General features: G+C 48.3%; 13 protein-coding genes. All 13 read left to right on the plus strand.

What is annotated here, in order from left to right:
- Window positions 1–105 precede the first annotated feature (105 nt).
- The 13 genes from ccrud_RS06305 (at window position 106) to ccrud_RS06370 (ending at window position 19,879) form a co-directional block, all read left to right on the plus strand.
- Window positions 106–1,674: a type I restriction-modification system subunit M gene (locus tag ccrud_RS06305; RefSeq protein WP_066565356.1), complete on the plus strand. Its 1,569-nt coding sequence runs from the start codon at window positions 106–108 to the stop codon at window positions 1,672–1,674.
- Window positions 1,671–2,855: a restriction endonuclease subunit S gene (locus ccrud_RS06310; RefSeq protein ID WP_066565357.1), complete on the plus strand. Its 1,185-nt coding sequence runs from the start codon at window positions 1,671–1,673 to the stop codon at window positions 2,853–2,855. The genes ccrud_RS06305 and ccrud_RS06310 overlap by 4 nt, the downstream gene beginning before the upstream one ends.
- Window positions 2,852–5,959, plus strand: coding sequence for a type I restriction endonuclease subunit R (locus ccrud_RS06315; RefSeq protein ID WP_066565358.1), 3,108 nt, complete (start codon window positions 2,852–2,854; stop codon window positions 5,957–5,959). The genes ccrud_RS06310 and ccrud_RS06315 overlap by 4 nt, the downstream gene beginning before the upstream one ends.
- The gene (locus ccrud_RS06320; RefSeq protein ID WP_066565359.1) at window positions 5,949–8,066 is read left to right on the plus strand and encodes an AAA family ATPase; all 2,118 of its coding nucleotides are present in this window, start codon (window positions 5,949–5,951) and stop codon (window positions 8,064–8,066) included. Before ccrud_RS06315 ends, ccrud_RS06320 begins: the two co-directional genes overlap by 11 nt.
- Window positions 8,059–9,981 (plus strand): UvrD-helicase domain-containing protein, encoded by a 1,923-nt coding sequence (locus tag ccrud_RS06325; RefSeq protein ID WP_066565360.1) that lies wholly within the window; start codon window positions 8,059–8,061, stop codon window positions 9,979–9,981. Before ccrud_RS06320 ends, ccrud_RS06325 begins: the two co-directional genes overlap by 8 nt.
- 46 nt (window positions 9,982–10,027) lie before the next feature.
- Window positions 10,028–10,807 (plus strand): DUF6414 family protein, encoded by a 780-nt coding sequence (locus tag ccrud_RS15700; protein WP_066565361.1) that lies wholly within the window; start codon window positions 10,028–10,030, stop codon window positions 10,805–10,807.
- Complete coding sequence (locus ccrud_RS06335) at window positions 10,807–11,967, plus strand: AAA family ATPase (protein WP_066565362.1); 1,161 nt, start codon at window positions 10,807–10,809, stop codon at window positions 11,965–11,967. Before ccrud_RS15700 ends, ccrud_RS06335 begins: the two co-directional genes overlap by 1 nt.
- A 407-nt stretch (window positions 11,968–12,374) precedes the next feature.
- Window positions 12,375–13,787, plus strand: a complete 1,413-nt coding sequence (locus tag ccrud_RS06340; RefSeq protein WP_066565363.1) for a hypothetical protein — start codon at window positions 12,375–12,377, stop codon at window positions 13,785–13,787.
- A 94-nt stretch (window positions 13,788–13,881) separates the two neighbouring features.
- A complete protein-coding gene (locus ccrud_RS06345) occupies window positions 13,882–14,268 on the plus strand; it encodes a type IV pilin protein (protein WP_066565364.1) in 387 nt (128 codons plus the stop codon).
- Window positions 14,269–14,498: 230 nt separating this feature from the next.
- The gene (locus ccrud_RS15890; protein ID WP_425394213.1) at window positions 14,499–15,107 is read left to right on the plus strand and encodes a leucine-rich repeat domain-containing protein; all 609 of its coding nucleotides are present in this window, start codon (window positions 14,499–14,501) and stop codon (window positions 15,105–15,107) included.
- Between the two features lie 701 nt (window positions 15,108–15,808).
- Window positions 15,809–17,536 carry a ribosomal protection-like ABC-F family protein gene (gene abc-f, locus ccrud_RS06355; protein ID WP_082868794.1) on the plus strand — a complete coding sequence of 576 codons (1,728 nt, stop codon included), beginning with the start codon at window positions 15,809–15,811 and terminating at the stop codon, window positions 17,534–17,536.
- A 688-nt stretch (window positions 17,537–18,224) separates the two neighbouring features.
- Complete coding sequence (locus ccrud_RS06365) at window positions 18,225–19,361, plus strand: SMP-30/gluconolactonase/LRE family protein (RefSeq protein ID WP_066565367.1); 1,137 nt, start codon at window positions 18,225–18,227, stop codon at window positions 19,359–19,361.
- 146 nt (window positions 19,362–19,507) lie between these two features.
- The gene (locus ccrud_RS06370; RefSeq protein WP_066565368.1) at window positions 19,508–19,879 is read left to right on the plus strand and encodes a carboxymuconolactone decarboxylase family protein; all 372 of its coding nucleotides are present in this window, start codon (window positions 19,508–19,510) and stop codon (window positions 19,877–19,879) included.
- Window positions 19,880–19,885: the final 6 nt, after the last annotated feature.

Genomic DNA, 19,885 nt, shown 5'->3' on the forward strand with positions numbered 1-19,885 from the left:
CTGGCCAAAAGACTACGGTGCAAGTTGACCTCTAGGAGGACGTGAGTCGCCACCTTGGGCTTGCAAAAATAACGTGCCTTACTTGGCGCAGGAGATTAAGAGAAAGTGATTCCCAAAGTGAAAGAAGCACAACGCGCAGAGCTGCATAAGACAATCTGGCGGATAGCCAATGACCTGCGTGGCAGTGTGGATGGATGGGACTTCAAGTCCTACGTCCTGGGGATGTTGTTCTACCGATACATTTCCGAAAACCTGGCCGAGTACCTTAACCGCCAGGAACGGGCTGCGGGAGCTCCAGACTTTAGTTTTGCCGATCTCACCGATGAGCAGGCGGAGTTTGGCCGCGAGACTACCGTGGCGGAGAAGGGTTTCTTTATTCTCCCTTCTGAACTGTTCGAGAACGTCCGTATCAAGGCGAGGAAGAACGAAAACCTCAACGAGACCCTCGAAGCAGTCTTCAAGAACATTGAAGGTTCAGCTGTCGGCACCGATAGTGAGGACGACCTCAAGGGTCTGTTTGATGACCTTGATGTCAACAGCAGCCGTATTGGAAATACTGTCACGAAGCGAAACGCCACGTTGGTAAAGCTATTGGAGGCTATTGGAGACCTGCCGCTAGGTGACTTCGAGGACAACACCATCGATATCTTCGGCGACGCCTACGAGTACCTGATGGGCATGTATGCATCCTCAGCTGGCAAATCCGGTGGAGAATACTACACTCCTCAAGAGGTCGCAGAGCTTCTCGCACGCATCACGGTGGTCGGGAAGACCAGCGTCAACAAGGTCTATGACCCAGCGGTGGGTTCTGGCTCCTTGCTCCTGAAATTCGACAAGATTCTCGGCAAGGACGGCGTTCGCCAAGGATACTACGGTCAGGAGATCAACCTGACCACCTACAACCTTGCGCGCATCAACATGTTCCTGCACAACATCAACTACGAGAAATTTGATATCGCGCTAGGCGACACCCTGATTGACCCAGCTCATTGGGATGATGAACCGTTCGAGGCGATCGTATCCAACCCTCCCTACTCTATTAAGTGGGAGGGAGATGCCAATCCTTTGTTGATTAATGATCCACGTTTTTCGCCAGCCGGTGTGCTTGCCCCGAAGTCGAAGGCTGATTTGGCCTTTACGATGCATATCCTGTCTTGGCTTGCGGTCAACGGCACAGCAGCGATCGTTGAGTTCCCCGGCGTCCTCTACCGTGGTGGTGCAGAAAAGAAGATCCGCAAATATCTCATCGACAACAACTACGTTGATGCAGTGATTCAGCTACCACCGGACCTGTTCTTCGGTACGACCATCGGCACCTGCATTATCGTTCTGAAGAAGTCCAAGACGGATAATTCCGTGCTCTTCATCGATGGATCAGCGGAATTCAAGCGATCCGGAAACAAGAACAAGCTCACCCAGGAGAACCAGGATAAGATCCTAAACTCTTTCACCGAGCGTGAGGATGTCGACCACTTCGCCAAGGTGATCTCGAACGAGGAAATTGCTACCAACGACTATAATATCGCTGTTTCCTCCTATGTCGTTGCAGAAGACACCCGGGAAGTCGTCAATATTCAGGAACTAAACGCAGAAATCGAGCAGATTGTTGTTCGACAGTCTGAATTGCGTCGATCTATTGATGTGATTGTAGATGGTTTGGAGGGATCTAAGTGAGCCATCTCAACGAATTAATTGAAGTTCTTTGCCCTCACGGTGTCGATTATATTCCAATGTGGCAGATAACAACTTGGGACAAAAAGTTTAACGCGGTAGACCGTGCGAAGCAGCCTGAAGTAAGGAAGTATGAATATCTGCTAGCTAGTGAAATTAAAGATCTCAATGTCAACGGAGGAGACGTTAAACTTCTAACGACTAACGAGTCGGACCTATGGACTACACAATTGGTAGCAGACAGGACTATTTACGACGCCGAGATTATAGCGATTCCTTGGGGTGGCAATGCAATTGTCCAGCACTATAATGGCAAATTCATAACATCAGACAACCGCATAGCAATCGCGCGCAACCCTAAAGTCCTGGATATGAAGTTCTTGTACTACTTCATCAGTAATCACCTCGATGTCCTCGCTACTTTCTACCGAGGTTCAGGTATTAAGCATCCAAATATGGCAAAAGTGTTGGATTGGCCAATTCCAGTTCCACCTATCGAAGTGCAGCAGGAAATCGTTCGCATTCTCGACAACTTCACTGAGCTGGAAGCAGAGCTGGAAGCAGAGCTGGAAGCGCGGAAGAAGCAATATGACTATTACCGACAAGAACTCCTAAGCTTCGATGACGCTATTCCATTGCGGACGGTGGGTGAATTATGCGAAGTAACACGTGGTCGAGTGATGTCGAAGGACTATCTAGCGGCGAACGCAGGGCAGTATCCTGTTTACTCATCTCAGACCGCAAACAGTGGTATTTTCGGCTGGATTGATACCTATGATTATCAAGACGAGTCGATTACTTGGACGACAGATGGAGCTAATGCTGGGTCTGTTTTTTACCACATTGATAAGAAATTCAGTATTACTAATGTTTGCGGCTTACTGAGAATAAAGCCTGGTGCAGACGTTACTACTAAGTATCTTTATCATTGCCTGTCGATAATGACTAAGAGACATGTCTCGGCGGGAATGGGAAACCCAAAACTAATGAGCACTGCAATGAAAAAGATAAAAGTTCCTATTCCCTCACGAGCTGAGCAAGAGCGTGTGGTTAAAGTACTAGACAAGTTCGATGCTCTCGTCAACGACCTCTCCTCCGGTCTCCCTGCCGAGATCGCTGCTCGTCGGAAGCAGTACGAGTACTACCGAGACCAGTTGCTGACCTTTAAGGAGCTAGCGTCATGAGTGATTTAACTCCGCGTAAATATGACCCTATTGCCATCAGCAGCGAGAGCACGGTCGTTGCTGAATACGAGGCGGATAACAACAATGGATCCGCTTACCAGTCGGAGGATCAGCTTGAAAAGGAGCTGATCCGACTACTGCAGTCTCAGGCGTATGAGTACCTGCCGATTACCTCCGAGTCTCAGCTGGAGGAGAATCTTCGCCAGCAGCTTGAGATCGTCAATCAAATCCAATTCTCGGATGTTGAGTGGAAGCAATTCTTCTCAGAGCGTATTGCCGGCAGCAACGACGGCATCGTGGAAAAGACAGTACGAATCCATGAGGACCACATCCAGCTGCTTCGCCGCGATGATGGATCGACGAAGAACATCACGCTGATCGATAAAACCAGCATCCATAACAACCGTCTCCAGGTGATCAATCAATATGAGATCGCCCAGGGTGAGGGTGGGGCGAAGCATGCCAATCGCTATGACGTAACCATTCTCGTCAATGGGTTACCTATGGTGCATGTTGAGCTCAAGCGGCGTGGCGTAGATATCCGTGAGGCGTTTAACCAGATCAATCGCTACCAGAGGGAGAGCTTCTGGTCGGGTTCCGGACTCTTTGAGTATGTGCAGCTGTTCGTGATCAGTAACGGCACATTGACGAAGTACTATTCCAACACCACCCGTCAGCTTCACCTAGCCGAGGCTGCCGGTAAAGCCAGGGGTAAAAAAACCTCCAATAGTTTTGAATTCACCTCGTGGTGGGCGGATGCACAGAACAAACCTATTACGGATCTAACGGCGTTTGCCAAGACCTTCTTCGCCAAACACTCCTTACTTAACATCTTGACTAAGTACTGCGTCTTGACTGCGGACCGCACACTGATGGTGATGCGCCCGTACCAGATTGTGGCTACCGAGCGAATCCTGCAGCGCATTGAGGTTGCAGATAACTACAAACGCCTGGGCACCATTGGCGCTGGTGGCTACATCTGGCACACCACAGGCTCAGGCAAGACCTTAACGTCGTTTAAGACAGCTCAGCTGGCCTCGAAACTACCGAGCGTAGATAAGGTTTTATTTGTCGTGGATCGCAAAGACCTCGACTACCAAACTATGCGTGAATATGACCGCTTTGAGAAGGGTGCTGCCAACTCCAATACCTCAACAGCGGTGCTGAAGAAGCAGCTGGAGGATCCGAACGCCCGGATCATTATTACCACCATCCAGAAGCTCTCCACCTTCATCAGCGGGAACAAGGGCCATTCGATCTACAACGGGCATGTGGTCATTGTTTTCGATGAGTGCCATCGTTCCCAGTTCGGGGATATGCACCAGGCGATTACCAAGGCTTTTAACAAGTACAACCTGTTTGGGTTTACCGGTACGCCGATCTTCGCGGAGAACGCTGGCAGTAGTGGCAAGCCACAGCTGCGGACAACTGAACAGGTCTTCGGTGAGAAGCTGCACACCTACACCATCGTTGATGCCATCACTGATAAGAACGTGCTGCCGTTTCGGATTGATTACGTCAATACTGTCAAGGTCGGCAACGTCGTTGACAAGCAGGTTTCCGCCATTGATACGGAGAAAGCGCTGCTGTCTGAAAAGCGCATTCGTGAGATCGTGAAGTACACGCTTGAACACTTCGATCAGAAGACCAAGCGCTCTAGTAGCTACCAGCATTCGATTATCTCCAATGTTGCTCAGGTCGCCGGCGGCAAGAACAAGATTATTGAAGAGAAAAGTCGTAGTCGCGTCCGAGGTTTTAACGCGATCTTTGCTACCGCCTCCATCGATGCAGCCAAGCGCTACTATTTAGAGTTTGCTCGTCAGCAAGACGGTCTGTTGCCGGATCAGCGTCTGAAGATCGGGGTGATCTTCTCCTATGCTGCTAATGAGGCAGAGAGTGAGGACTATCTCGATGAGGAAGGCTTTGAGACCAGTGGTTTGGATGCATCATCGCGAGACTTCCTGGAGTCGGCGATTGCTGACTACAACCAGATGTTCGGGACGAGCTATGACACCTCTTCGGATAAGTTCCAGAACTATTACAAGGACCTTTCACTCCGGTTGAAGAACCGCGAGCTGGACATGGTCATCGTGGTCAATATGTTCCTCACCGGTTTCGACGCCACCACCTTGAACACGTTGTGGGTGGATAAGAACCTGAAGTCTCATGGCCTGATTCAGGCTTACTCGCGTACTAACCGTATCCTGAACTCAGTCAAGACTTACGGCAACATTGTCAGCTTCCGCGATTTGGAAGAGCAGACCAATGATGCGATTGCGCTTTTTGGTAATAAGGATGCTCGGGGAGTGGTGCTACTTAAGCCATACCGCGAGTATTACGACGAGTATGCCGAGAAGGTCGGCGATCTACTCGATGACTTCCCTCTGGGAATGCAGATTGTTGGAGAGCAGAAGCAAAAAGAGTTCATCGCGCTGTATGGTGCGGTGCTACGACTGCAGAACATTCTCACCTCGTTTGATGATTTCCAGGGCAACGCTATCCTGACCGAGCGTCAGGACCAGGATTACCGCAGCGTCTACCTCAACTTCTACGCTGAGTACCGCAAGGATGCGGACGCTGAGAAGGAAGAGATTAATGATGATGTTGTTTTCGAAATTGAGCTGATCAAGCAGGTCGAGATCAATGTCGACTACATCCTCATGCTGGTGCAGAAGTACCGCGAGCAGCGTGGTGACGGTGACGATAAGGAGATCCGAGCGGAAATCTCCCGGGCGGTGGATGCCAGCCCGAGCCTGCGCAACAAGAAGGACTTGGTTGAAGCCTTTGTCGATTCAGTTTCAGCCAGTGGCGAGATTGACGAGGAGTGGCGCGTGTTTATCGCAGTTCGAAAGGAAGTGGAGCTCTCCCACATCATTGAAGACGAGAGCCTCAAGCCGGCTGAGACGAAGGTCTTCGTTGAGACGGCCTTCCGTGATGGAGCGATCCAGACTTCGGGTACAGCTGTAACAAGGATCCTGCCGCCGGTTTCTCGCTTCGCGCCGACTGGAGGCCACGGGGAAAAGAAGAGCCGTGTACTCAAAAAGCTCGGGGAATTCTTTGATCGGTTCTTCGGGTTAAGTAGCGGAGGTCCCGATGCTACTTAAACGCCTCTCCGTAGATGGGTTTCGACACTTCAGCGGTCAAGAATTATTGTTTGAATCAGGGACAACTGTGTTGGCCGGAGCCAATAACAGCGGAAAGACATCTCTAATTGACCTGCTCAGGGTAACGCTTAAAGCCGGAAGTGACTTTGGAATCGAGGATTTCAATGCTACCGAGCGACACATTTGGTCTCAGGAAATTCTTGCCGCATTCATTGAGGGGGATGAAAAAGTCAAGGAGGTACTCTCAGAAGGAAATCTGAAAGAAAACTCTCCTAAGATCAAAGTCTATTTTGAAGTGGAATATGATCCGGAGAAGGATGACATCAGGGAATTTGCAGATTTCTTGATGGATCTAGATCTATCCCAGAACTCTTTCTACTTTGTTTACACTTTTGAACCTCGTATAGACCTCCTTCAAACCAGTCTCGAGAAGCTAAGCATTGACATACAGACAGCAATTAGCGAAAAGAAATGGACGACGCTGCCGGAAACTGGACAAGATTTGCGGATCGTTCGCGCATTACAATCGCGCCTCTGCAAAGTATTCCACGAGGCATGCACCCCACAAGTTGCCTTTTCAGACAGTACTTTCCAAAGCAATATAAAGATGGAACGGACGCGTTTTCAAAGCTTGTTCAATATGCATCTTGTTAAAGCATCGCGTCCCCTTGACGATACAATTGACGACAAATCCGGTGCTATGAGCGCGAAGTTTGTCAAAGCAATGAAGGGAGATAAAGACTGGGATAAGGTCATCAATTCGCTTCCCGAAAGTGTAATCGATGCGATTGAACAAGCCGGCATCGGCGGGGTTGCAACTGAAGCCGCGATTCAGAGCTTAAATGAAACCATTAAATCTATATCAGAAACTAACGGTCAGGCTCGGGCTGATATTTTTCTAGATTTTCAACTGTCGGAGGCAGACGCATTGCTAATCGTAGCAAAAGCTCTGCAGGCCCGATACTTGGGTGAAGGCCTCCCGTTAAGTGAAAACTCTCAAGGTCTGGGTTATAGCAACCTAATGATTTTACATCTTGAACTAGAGGCATTTCTGCGAGCTGCAAACCAGCCCGAGAACACTTATTTGGTCAACCTAGTTGTAGTCGAAGAGCCTGAATCGCACATGCATCCTCAAATGCAAAATGCTTTCATTAAACACCTTTTTCGAAAGGTCGAGGAAAGCGCGCGGTTTCAAGCATTGGTTACTACCCACTCAAGCGAGATAGTGCGTTCCAGTAGTATTCGGTATTTACGAGCTTTAAAGGTGTTCGGTGGAAATGCGAATATTATAGACCTTCAGAAGTTCCATTCTGAGTATGTCGCGTCGAAATTACCGGAAGAACAGCGGCTCTTTAGCCTCCTGTACTCAATTAACTTTGCAGATGTGTTATTTGCCGACAAGGTCGTCATGTACGAGGGGGATACCGAAAGGATGTACTTCCAAGCATTGATCCAGGAGAGCCCTTCTCTTGCAAAACTTAGATCACAGTATGTCTCGTACGTTCAAGTCGGCGGAGCTCACGCTCACGTTTATCTGCCTCTTATTGTGGATACCTTGAAAATCAAGACTGTCATAATTACAGATATTGACTACAAAAATGGAGCCACTGCTTCGACACCGGATAAAATACAGCAACTTGAAACTTCGAATGCGACGCTGAATTTCCTATTCGCGCAATCGGTGCCGCCAGCTGATCGAGCTGAGGACGGTAAAAGTGAACGGCCGCCTCTCCTTGGTGAAATTTTTGCACGGAAAGACAACACAGAGAAAATAGCCCTTTTTGATGAGCGGCCAAATCTTGCGGTTAGTTTTCAGTCCGAGGCTGAAGGCTTCGCTCGAACGCTGGAAGAGGCGGTACTTTCCAAGCTAAATAATCTAGAGGTGTGGAAGCTTCAAACTCGCCAATGGTGGTCAGATTATCGAAAAAATTCCGAGCTCGATTTTTCAATCCCAAATAAAAAACCCAGTATTTCCATCCGTGAAATAGTAGTGTCCACTTCAAATAAAAAGACTGATTTCATGTATTCGCTGATACTGGGAGCGAATTTTCACCAGAAAGCGCCAGACTATGTTACTGATGCTTTGGGATGGTTAAGTGATGTCTAGGTTTAAGATATTCAACGCACCCGCTGGTAGTGGAAAGAGTACTGAGATCAAAGCCCGGGTGCGTGAATGGTCTGATCAATTTCCTCGAGATCATATGCTGTGTGTAACCTACACCAACCGCGCAGCAGATGAACTCAAGGCAGGAATCAGCGCTGACAATGTCGATGTTTCAACCATTCACTCCTTCTTGGCAGAATTCATGGAGCCTATGTTCGTGCTACCTGAAATTGTCGATCTGTACCTTGAAGTTTACAGAAAAGATATCGAAAATCGGATTGCGAACCAGGAGAATTGGCCTCATATCGAAAAAAGCAACGCAAAATATAGAGAGAAGCTTGGGGAGCCACTAACATTCAAACTAATCGGCGAATCGATCAAAACTCTTCACTATAATGAGATGCAGTTTAACTCGCCGCTCGCAGGCGGTTTATCTCATAATGATCTGCTTTCGTTCGCCGCTATTTGTGCGGAGAGCTTTCCAGCATTGCGAAAGCGGATCAGTTCAAAATACCAGCAAATAATCATCGATGAATATCAAGATACAAGCGCGGGCGTCTTGGAGTTCTTCGTGGATGCAGTTAGCGAATCAGAGACATCTTTACATCTCTATGGTGATCCTATGCAGCAGATCTATCAACTGAGTTCGGATCGCCTTAGGTCTATCCTTGATCGGTTTGAGGCGGATAAGCGAACCATCATCAACTACAGGTCGTCATCTGCGATTGTTAAATCTCTAAATCGGATATATAACGACCCATCCCTCGAGCAAGAAGCCGACGACAAGGTAAAGTCTTCTTTACCAAGAATCCACTTGACTAACAGTCCTCTGGAGATGGTAAATGATATCGCAGACGAGGAAACCCTAGTGCTGAGTGTCCGGAATATGACGATATTTGACAATATAGGGGCGACAGCCCTTTTTAAAGCGTTCGATTCAATGCCTGACCATAACTATAGCTCTAGGTACCGCGCACTGGATGTTCTCATGGAGCCGCGTTGGCTTGAAGTAAAAAATTCGCTCTTGCAATTGATGTTCGGGATTCTCTACCTCGAAGACTCCTACAAGAAATTTGAGTATGGCGAAATCATCCAGGCGTTGAGGAAACATTCTTCCATATTCGGTTTTCTCTCCATACAGAATCATTCTGATAAAGGTAGATTGAGGCAAGAGCTGGAAGACTTATTTGAGTTCGTTGGTTCCGATGAAGTAACGATACGTCAGGTCATACTATACCTAGTTTCAGCGGGTCATTTAAAAGCTTCGATCGCGGGGGAGTACCTAGAAAATGAGGATTATTACCCTGTTCTTGAAGTTCCATACCTGCAAGTGCGAAAAATGTATCTGTTCAACCAACGTCCGAACTGGTCCACCCAGCATGGCGTTAAGGGTGAAAGCCATAACAGAGTTATTTTCCTGGCAGAAAACAGTACCGGAACACCCTCTGTCCATATCGATAAACTCTTCAATCTTTGGTCAGTAATTCCCTTCAACCTCCACATGCTAGAAGAGACTTACGTGAAAATTTCGGCACAGTTCGAACAATCTCGCGAAAAGGCTGCCGATTATTTCGATAATCCTCGTAAGAGTTCTTACGATAAAAACGCAGATGTGATCATTACTGAAGCGAGGTCAATTGTAGCGACTTACTCTCATTTGCCCTTATTTAAGTTGCTTTACGGTGAGGTTTTTGACACCTATTTTAATAAGTTAAATACAAGTTCTGCATCAAAGCTTTTTAAAGTTTCGGCTATAGAAGGATTGCTAACGGCCTATCGCCTTTTTTATGTAGGTTGTTCACGAGCGAGACAAAATCTGGATGTAATTGTTAATGCCGAGAAAATCGTCGACAGTCAGGCATTCTCTCGCAAGTTCGAAAACCTTGGGTTTGAAGTTATATCCCATAATGATTTATAGCTAAATTGCATCAATTTTATTGGAAAAGTTATATAGGGATACTCAAATGGTAGAGAAAAAGCAGAAGCAATCATCAATTATTAAAGTAGTATATTTCGACCAGGACACGGCGTCTGACTACTTGGATATTGCTGCAGGAGGAAATCTTGAAGTAATTAAAGAAGGTATACGTAAACGCGCTGATGAAACCCAAATTAATGTAGAAGCGAGTCTCATTGCTAAATTGAGCTGGCTGCCTTTCTTAGGAGGTTCGGGCGAACTCAGGAGCGGAGCAGAAGCTTCCTTGGCGGGAGAAAGTGTGCTGAGTAAGACGCTTTCAAATACGATTTTAACTGATTATTTAAACGCGGCGAGCGAAAGCTTGCAGATTAATAAACTGAGGGGATTTCGAGTTTATCCAGCAGAAAATTCGATGGCTTTTATGAAGATGTTCACGCCATACATGATAGCTGCCCGTACGGAAGACGCTGATTTTAATATTGCGTTAATGGATGAGGCGCTCGAAAAGGCCAAGGGTTATTACGAACTCATTGGCGAAGACGACAATCGCAAGAAAATTGTATTGCGATTTAACATTCGTGCCTTTCGGAACAGTTACGGGCTCTCGGACCTCTCACGAATGAACCTAGTTTTTCATGGAATTAAGGTCGGTCATACTACGGAGCTGAGTTTAAGTATCGAGTCGGAATTAGCCCAAAACTCCTCCCCGGATCTCAAACTCGCTAGCTTCATCGAAGAACCGCACTCTGATTCATCCGGAGTCTCTGGCGACAACAAGCTGCCGGTTTACGACATCATCCTGGCCGGTGTAGAGAGCGGTGCGTAATGGCGACCCATGATATGAAGGCTTATATTTACTATGGACCTTCATCCTGGTTTAAAGCAGAGACAGCAGGGCTGGAAGCGGAATCGTTACTAGATATCGTTTACGAGCGCGACAATCTCAATAGACAGATCAGTATCGTGGATAAACGCGCCTCCATCCCCTCGGAGACAGAGCCTGAAGATGTCGAGGAAGGCCCGGAGCATGTTTTGGCAGAATCTGGAGACTACGCCAGTCTGACAGAAGCAACGATCTCAAATTTTGCCGGGTTAGTGCGGTCAATTGGTCCGAAGAATATCTATTTAAATAATCCTCCCGAGCTCGTTAGATCGCACCTTGAACGAGTAGCCGACGTTGAGGAAGTTTCTTACGAGCTGGGCAGTTTTGATGCGCAAGTGCTGCGAAATTTCAACGCTGATTTCCAAGACCACCTCGTGGGCCAAGACTCGGTTAAGAGCGAGCTTCTTGCTGCGATGTATCAGTTGACGCGTCAGAATGTAGATGGACCCGTTGTGGTGATGTTTTATGGGCCATCAGGGGTAGGAAAAACAGAGACTGCGAAGTTTATCAGTCGCCTCACCGGAGGATTACTTTTCCGGAAGCAATTTTCAATGCTACATAGCGAAAAATTTGCCTCCTATGTTTTCGGAGGAAGTCACCAAGAACCCTCGCTCGCACTGGACCTGATGGAGAGAGAATCAAGTGTGATTCTCTTTGATGAGTTTGATAAAGCAAGTTCAGTTTTCCATAGCGCCTTCTATGAGCTGTTTGACGAGGGTGTGTTGGAAGACAAGAACTATAGAGTCGAGGTTGGCAGGCCGCTAATTATCTGTACGTCGAATTACGGTTCGGAGAGTGCAGTGAAAAATGCGCTAGGCGAAGCGCTTTACTCTAGGTTCGATGCCTTTATCGAGTTCCATCCGTTAAGCAGTTTCGAGGTGGATACCATTATCGACCGGTTGGTCGATGCGAAGTTCGAAAAGCTTACTCCAGAAGAAGTATCTATCCTCAATGCTGATGAACTCAAACTAAATCTTAAGAGCCACTCGAAGCAGCTCGGTAATATTCGAAAACTGAGTAGCGTGATTGATCAGATTATTGGTCACAGATTAGCGCTGGATCTTCTGGAGACAGTGGAATCTGTAGATCCTAAGTCATCGTAGCTCTGGTGTTCTCTTATAACGCCCGCCGATCGCTAACGGGGAGAGCGCTGGCTGTATCGCGGGCTAAGAAGTCTGTCACGCTGATCGGTAGTAGCGCCTCAGTAAAACTGCAGTAGATAATTTTATGTCAGAGATTGCGCGCGCGCGGCACGCCTTGGGGTAAAACCCAAGGCGTGCCGGTCAATGTTGCCACACTCCGTGCCCTCTCACCCCTATGATGGACTCAGATTACGTAATGACGTTGGTTAGACAGAGCTACGAAATGAATCGGTAACCTCCCTTCTCGCTTGGCTGTGTGATTGCTACTCCTGATCTCCACCCCGCTGTCCACCTGGCTTAGTAGACTGGAAGCCAGCCAGCGGATCCGCTATTGGCGGGTTTTACCGGGGACAGATGAGGAGTTAATCATGGACGACGAGAGTGGCCCGATCGAAGCCAAGGAAGTGTTCGACCAGGGTGACGAACCTGGCGATACCACCGACGCTACTGAGACTGGTCAGACGGCAAATTCTGTCTCTGCAGAGGAGTCTGAGGATCATACCCTGATTAGCGAGGATGATGATCCCTCCGAAGATAGTCAGGCTACTCTGGAAGTTGAAGTGGTTCTACGCGATGATGAACTCATGGTCTTTGGCGATGAGCTGGCTGTCCAGGAATTTATAGACTCTCTAGTCATTTCTGAAAAGAAAACAACCAAAATAGACAACATCCTCCTTCGTGACCTAAATGGGCAGTTGAAAAAGAGCGGCACTGTACTACAGGGTGCGTCTGGGATTGCAGAGAATTCTGGCTACTACATCAAGCTCACGAAGGAGAGCGCTGCGCTGGTCAAAAAGCACGGGCTGTATGAGACCAAAGGTGGCATCACCTATGCGATGATCGAAAAGCTTGGAAAGCCTGGAAAGACCGGTAAATGGCTGCAGGTTGACAAAGGTTTTGGATCTTTGCTTACTAATCCGGCCGTGTTGTCGGGCATAGGCGGAGTTATTACGCAGGCGGCGCTGCAGCAGTCTTTGGCTGAGATTACTGCCTACCTCCAGACTATTGACCACAAGCTTGATGAAGTCATTAGGAAGGTAGATGAGGCCCAAGAGTCCAAGCTTTGGGGACTTTTGGCAACCCTTAGGGAAACCAAGATCAGGTATGAGCTTGAAGAGATCGTCGATTCTCACTTCATGAACAAGCTTATTGACTTTCGCAACACGGTGAAAGAAGTTGAAAGCTATGGGTGGGAACAGATCAATGCTATACGCGGAGACCTTGGCAAAATACAGGGACTTAAACCGATGATGCTCGCTACTGAAGAAGCTCAGCGAGAAATTTCTCAGTGGCTGGGTTTTCTTGCCAATGCTTACCTAGCCGAATGTCGTCTGGATGATTTCAAGCTTAAAGAGAAGCGAGAAGAATCCCTTGAGGCATACAACGAAGAACTTAAGACGCTCCGCGTACTACAAGCTGATCGAGACCGGAAGCGTGCGACAAGGGTTCATGATCTGTACGAGACGGCTCATGAAGTGGCGAAGTTTGCAGACAAAAAGTTGCTTACGAATCGGGCTGCCGCCGAGGCGCTGAATCAGCGAGCAAACGAGATGGCTGAGCTGGCTTATAGCTTTGCCGAAGCAGTGCAGTTGACGGTTGAACGAAAGAGCATCCCAATAGAAGAGCTGGGTATGTTTGCAAACTTTGCTTCCCGCTCTATCCAAAAACTTCCAGAAGCAGCTTTAAATCTCGCGATTACTGAGGGAACCAAGACCATAGTTACCCATAGCCCTAAGGTAGTAAAGTTCCTGAAGGGGTTTGACTTAAGTAAAATTAGGTAGCTCAGCTCGTGCTCTTACAATTCATCATTGCTTATGTTTAAATAGACTTAAACTTTGATAAATATAATTAAATAGAGAAATAGTAATTAGATATATGAAGAAGCAAACCCTGCGTATCGGAAACTACTTTAATGGGAAAGTCCAGCTTAGGGATAATAGACTTCCTGGTTTTACGATTGTTGAGTTGCTGATTGTAATTGTAGTAATTGGTATTTTAGCTGCTATCTCCATAGTTGCGTATAACGGTGTCCAAATTAGGGCGACAGATAGTACCACCAAGTCAGATACCAGCAATGCTGGCAAGCAACTGGAATTAATAAAAGCTACAGAAGAAACCTCTCCACCAGATACTGGCGGCCTCAAGAAATCTGAAAATACCAAATATATCTACACAAGCGGCGGAGGTAGCTACCAGCTGACTGCTTATTCGGATAGGCCTGGTACTAAATCATATTGTGTTACGAGTGAAAAAAGTCGGTAGCAGAGGGGGCTTGTTCTGGGCATAGTGTACCTGTAGCGGGAGGCGATGGAAACCCAGTCGCAACTACAGATAGTTGCTTTAGGACTCGAGATGTCCCGGGAGGGGTAACAATTGCTGAGTACTTCGGAGGCGAACTTGTTCCGGGTTTTGAAGAGGATACCACCCAGCCGCTGAAAGCTGAATGCCCTAATGATGTAGTGATTCCTAACCGGATTAATGACAAGGCGGTGGTGGCGATTGGCGGAAACGCCGAGCCTCCATCCGGTACTGATTATGCATTCATTGGAAGGTCGATCACCTCAGTCACTATCCCTGACTCGGTGACGAGTATTGGGAGTTATGCGTTCCTTAACAACCAGCTAACCAGTGTCACCATCCCGAGTTCGGTGACAAGTATTGAGTTTGAGGCGTTTGCCAACAACCAACTAACTAGCGTCAACATACCTAATTCAGTGACGAGTATTGGGAGTGCGGCGTTTTATGGCAACCAGCTAACTAGTGTCACCATCCCGAGTTCGGTGACAAGTATTGAGGGCTCGACGTTTGGGTATAACCAGCTAACTAGTGTCACTATCCCGAGTTCGGTGACGAGAATTGGGGGCTATGCGTTTCATGGCAACCAGCTTACTAGTGTCACTATTCCTAATTCGCTGAGGTATATCGAAGTTGGTACGTTCTGGGACAACCAGCTAACTAGCGTCACCATCCCGAGTTCGGTGACGAGTATTGAGAGTGATGCGTTCCGTGGCAACACCGGAATCAATTGTAGAGTCCCCAACTCTGCCCCATATAATCCGTATAGCCCCAATATTAACTGCACCACTATCGAGAGATACTAGACAGTACTAAGCCTCACGCCACCCAGTGCACTGTCGACCCTCCAGGTCTATTACCTGGGAGATAGAGAGGGTTGCGCTTGAACCTCTTGGTCGTATAAGTTTCGTCCGCTATGCTCGTTTCGTGACGGAGATGCCACCAAAGTGAGCTAATTTAGCATCGGAGACTGTCTGAGTTTAGGATGAGATATTTATCTCATTAGCCCTGGTAGCTGGGTAGCTTTGAAGGGCTCATCTGCACTTGACAGCACCTCGTATATGTTGCGTGATGCCTGGCGTACTTTTAAAAGCATCCACCTTCAGATTCTGAAGGTGGATGCTTTTTTGTTGTGATTAACCGGCTAGTCAGTGGACTGCTCGTGTTTCGGTTGCTGTCGCCGGCTGAATTCAGTAGGTACTCGTACTCTTTTTCTGGATGGCATCACCATTAGGGCAGAGAGTAGAAACGTACGATGTTCGTTCTTGGCGCTAGCTGTGTGGAGGATTTTCGTTGACTCTAGCGCTAGTGCTTGTTAGCATCTGCCGCATGGGTACTTTGAATAAGTAGAACGGGACATTGTGTAGAGCTTCGCTCCACAGTGGGTCCTCAGCACGCTAGATGTAGTTCTCGGCGTGAGGCGAACCTGTTCCTTAAATGTGCTTGATGCACATCTCATGAGGTGGCTTTGAGGTATTTATGCTCGGCTGCCGGAGACGAGAATTCCATGACCCCATCTGCTGAATATTTCCCAAACCCGAAAAATGCGAGGACCTGCGAGATCCACGGAGGTATTGTCCGATTTGCGGATCGACTCGTGCTGTCAGAAATTGACCTCGCTATCGGGCCACATGAACGAATTGCTGTCATCGGTGATAACGGTGCAGGCAAGTCAACCTTGCTTGGCGTGATCGCCGGTACCGTACCGCTCACCAATGGCAAACTCACAGTAAATCTGCCAGGCGGGATTTCTCTCGCCGAGCAAAGCCCGAACTATCCTCTGAAAGCGACAGTCGCGGAAGCGCTCGATATGTTGCTTGCCGACGTTCGACAGCTCGAATCGGAAGTCACTGCGTTATCTGAACGATTAGCCAGTACTCCGGAAGCGGAACAAGAACCAGTGCTAGACCAGCTTGCAGCAGCGATAGATCAATGGGAAGCACGCGATGGGTACAACCTCGACCAAAGGCTGGAGTCGGCTTTGGAGAAGCTTGGTCTTGGTGAACTCCAACGAGATAGATTGGTTGACTCCCTGTCCGGCGGAGAGCGAGCTCGACTTGCCCTTGCCGCCGCGCTGTCCTCCGAGGCAGAGCTTTTGTTACTTGACGAACCCACCAACGACCTCGATGACGCTGCCATTTTGTGGTTGGAAAACAGAATCGCAGTTCATCGTGGCGCGCTGGTTGTTGTGACACATGACCGCGCATTTCTTGACCGAGTTGCAACCGATATTGTGCATCTTGAAAGTGGCTCGCTGCGCCGGTATGGCAACGGCTATTCAGGCTTTCTGAAAGCACGGGAGACTGAACGCCAGAAACTGATTGCAACGTATGCAGCATGGCGACAAAACCTTGCTCGGCAGAAACAACTTGTGTCATCGAACTCTGTCCGGCTCGATACCATCCCACAGAAAATGGAAAAGTCTGGCTTCGGGCATGGCGCATTCAGGGCGCGAGGGCGGGCCCACGGGGCGATGAGCAGGATTCGTATGGCAAAACAGCAGGTGTCGAGGCTTCTGGATGAACCGGCGAAACTTCCAACGGATCCGCTTTCCTTCACACCACCATTTGAGTCCATCGATGACGCTGCCGATTCTTCCAGGCTGCATGTAGAACCACTGCTGTCCGCACGGCACCTTCGTCTCGGCGAAGACTGCGGAGGTCAGCCGCTGTCCCTTGACCAATTAGATATCGGCGCTGGTGCCCGAATCCTTGTAACTGGCCCCAACGGAGCCGGAAAAACAACGCTGCTTCGGGTACTTGCTTGCGAAATAACACCCGAACAAGGAACCGTGGAGCATCGAACTGGGCTTCGCATTGGTTGGTTACGGCAGGATCTCGATGCCTATGGCAGGCTCACACTACAGGAGACTTTCGCCGCTGCCACGCATGAGTACTTGGATGAGGCTGTTGAACATTTATTATCGTTCGGCCTATTTCGACCAGAAGATCTAGATATTCAGCTCGGAGCCCTATCTGTAGGTATGCGCCGACGGTACGAACTCGCTGTTGCCCTTGCTGCACCTTGTGATCTTCTACTCCTAGATGAGCCGACGAACCATCTTGCACCGGAGCTTATCGAACAGTTGGAAGATGCTCTGGATAATTACGATGGTGCCGTTATCACAGTGACACATGACCGTAGGTGGAAGCAACGAGCATTGAAGAACCCTCAAACCATGCATCTCACTGTGGAGTTAGACAGAGTTCGTACAGATGTAAATGCGAAGGAGTAAATCCTGCTTAAGAGAAGTATGGATTCGGATGTGAGTAGCTGATTTGCAGTTGCTCATCTTGCTGAGATTGGATCTAGATGTCCGAGAGTTTGCCTGAAGCGTTCTACTGGCCTACTTGGCAACACCTGAAAAGTCAGATGGTAAGTTGCGTAAATCTGTGTAACGGATCTAAAAGCTTCTGATTTAACCCTATTTAGGGGTGGTTTGTGGTGGGTATGTCCTGGAAAAAGTTTTGCTAAAGAAAATGGGTAGACATATGTCCAGTACTTCCGGCATAGTGTGCGCAATCACGAAAGTGGTTTACCGCACAATCTGGAGGAGTTTTAATGTGGATCTCAAGGTGACGGTGTAGATATTGCGAGAATTAATGCCATTGCGAATCGATGTCTTGAGGTGTATTTCTTCGTGAAAGCGCATTAAGTGTATGCACTCAGTGGGTCCTGGGGATCCTTGACTATGTATGAGATAACGCTAGTTCACGGCAATAAAGTGCACGGAAAACTTCAAAATCCATCAGCGTCACTGGAGCGTACAGCCCAAAACTGCCAGGGCGTCACATGGTTGAACAACATCAACCACACGATGCAGATTTGTGTGTCATCCGCTGAAGGCACGTGCCCGAAGCTTGTGTTCTACCCCTTTAAAAATTCCTTCATAATCCTTTTCCCCTTACTTCAAGGAGACCTTTATGCGTTTTAACGGACTGATCATCCCTGCAGCTGCGGCTCTTACCGCGGTGTTCACACTTGCTGCATGCACACCTAGCGAGGCGGAATCCACCGCTGATGCAGAGGCATCGACATCCTCTGCTACTGAGGCCACTGAAACCTCCGTAGAGCAGGTCTCTTGGACTGAGACTCTCCTTGATGGTCCTACGAAGCCGGAGGATCTGGTTTTGTTGGAGTCTGGCGTGGTCTTCCTCAGCGGAATGTCAGAGAACCCAGGTGATGATGACGGTGGCGCAGGCAGTCTGCATGCTGTCAACACAGACTCCGGTGGGCTTACTAATGTCTGGACTGCAGAGAACATCACTGAAGCGCATGACACCGAAACCTTTGGTACCTGCGATGGCCCATTGGATGCTTCTGTTGCAGCGCCGCATGGGCTTGGTACTGAAGTTTCAGAAGACGGCACCGAGTACCTCTATGTGGTCAACCACGGTGGTCGTGAAAGCATTGAGGTATTTACTGTCGATGGGGAAGCTTTGACCTGGGTTGGTTGTGCGGTGCTACCAGCTGCAAGCATGGGCAATGGTGTTGTTCCAGATCCTGATTCCGATGGATTCTATGTGACCAACTTCCTGGATCCAACCAATATGGAAGCTAGCTTTGAGAAGGCTTTCGCTGGGGAGAATACCGGTGAAATTCTCCACTGGACTCCGGCCGAGGGTTGGTCAGTTGTTGAGGGTTCAGAGATGTCTACCCCTAACGGCATCGCAATTTCTAAGGATGGTGGATCCATCTATGTAGCTTCGTGGGGCGGACGTGAACTAGTGGAACTAGATCGCAGCTCTGGTGAAAGGCTAAATACTGTTGCGCTTGAGATCATGCCGGATAACCTTCGCTACACTGAGGATGGAAAACTCCTGGTGACCGGTCAGGTTATTGATTCCTTTGAGACTTTCGTTGGTTATGAATTTGGGGATCTAGAGCCAGAAGATCGTTACGATGTTTTCGCACTTGCCCCTGAGGCATTCACCGTTGAGACAGTTGCTGCAGGTAAGGTTGCAGGCTTCGGAAATCCAACTACTGCTTTGGAAGTTGGAGACAAGATCTTCGTTGGCAGTGTCGCAGGAGATAAGATTCTTCAGCTCGAGCGCGCATAAGAAGTGCAAAAATTAACCGTTTCAGCCACTCTCTATTGGGTGTATGAAACGGTTTTTGTATTTCATATTTCTGTTCTGACCTGCAGTTTTTTGATATGATGGCGCCGCGTATTCAAATATCTACAATCAGAAGAAGAGGAAGCACCATGGAACTCAGCATGGATAAAGGAAACCAATTTGTGGAGGAGACACAGTCTCCGGAAGGCGCAGCTGCCTGGAAGAAACAACTAGATGAGTTTGCGCCAGGTTCCTCAGATTGGGTTGTCGGCGCAGTATTTGGTGGCACGTATCAGCGAGAAGGTCTTGAGCTTCGTGATCGCCAGATACTGAACATGGCAGCGCTAGCAGCAATGGGTGGAGTTGAACCACAACTGACTGGGCATATTAAAACTGCAGTGGATGTTGCAGGAATGAGTAAAGAAGAAGTCGCAGAGTGCTTTGTTCATTTAATGCCGTATATCGGTGTGCCTAAAACTCTTGCTGCCATGCGCTGTATGAAGGCCGTTTTTGATGATTAGCAGCCT

Origin of the sequence: Corynebacterium crudilactis, from assembly GCF_001643015.1 — a bacterium.
GTDB classification, from domain to species: Bacteria; Actinomycetota; Actinomycetes; order Mycobacteriales; family Mycobacteriaceae; genus Corynebacterium; species Corynebacterium crudilactis.

Bases quoted from the DNA above. Each gene is read 5' to 3' on its own strand.
- ccrud_RS06335 (WP_066565362.1), top strand. From the start codon at position 10,807: ATGGCGACCCATGATATGAAGGCTTATATTTACTATGGACCTTCATCC.
- ccrud_RS15700 (WP_066565361.1), top strand. From the start codon at position 10,028: ATGGTAGAGAAAAAGCAGAAGCAATCATCAATTATTAAAGTAGTATAT.
- ccrud_RS06345 (WP_066565364.1), top strand. From the start codon at position 13,882: ATGAAGAAGCAAACCCTGCGTATCGGAAACTACTTTAATGGGAAAGTC.
- ccrud_RS06320 (WP_066565359.1), top strand. From the start codon at position 5,949: ATGCTACTTAAACGCCTCTCCGTAGATGGGTTTCGACACTTCAGCGGT.
- ccrud_RS06340 (WP_066565363.1), top strand. From the start codon at position 12,375: ATGGACGACGAGAGTGGCCCGATCGAAGCCAAGGAAGTGTTCGACCAG.
- ccrud_RS06370 (WP_066565368.1), top strand. From the start codon at position 19,508: ATGGAACTCAGCATGGATAAAGGAAACCAATTTGTGGAGGAGACACAG.
- ccrud_RS06325 (WP_066565360.1), top strand. From the start codon at position 8,059: ATGTCTAGGTTTAAGATATTCAACGCACCCGCTGGTAGTGGAAAGAGT.
- abc-f (WP_082868794.1), top strand. From the start codon at position 15,809: ATGACCCCATCTGCTGAATATTTCCCAAACCCGAAAAATGCGAGGACC.
- ccrud_RS06365 (WP_066565367.1), top strand. From the start codon at position 18,225: ATGCGTTTTAACGGACTGATCATCCCTGCAGCTGCGGCTCTTACCGCG.
- ccrud_RS06315 (WP_066565358.1), top strand. From the start codon at position 2,852: ATGAGTGATTTAACTCCGCGTAAATATGACCCTATTGCCATCAGCAGC.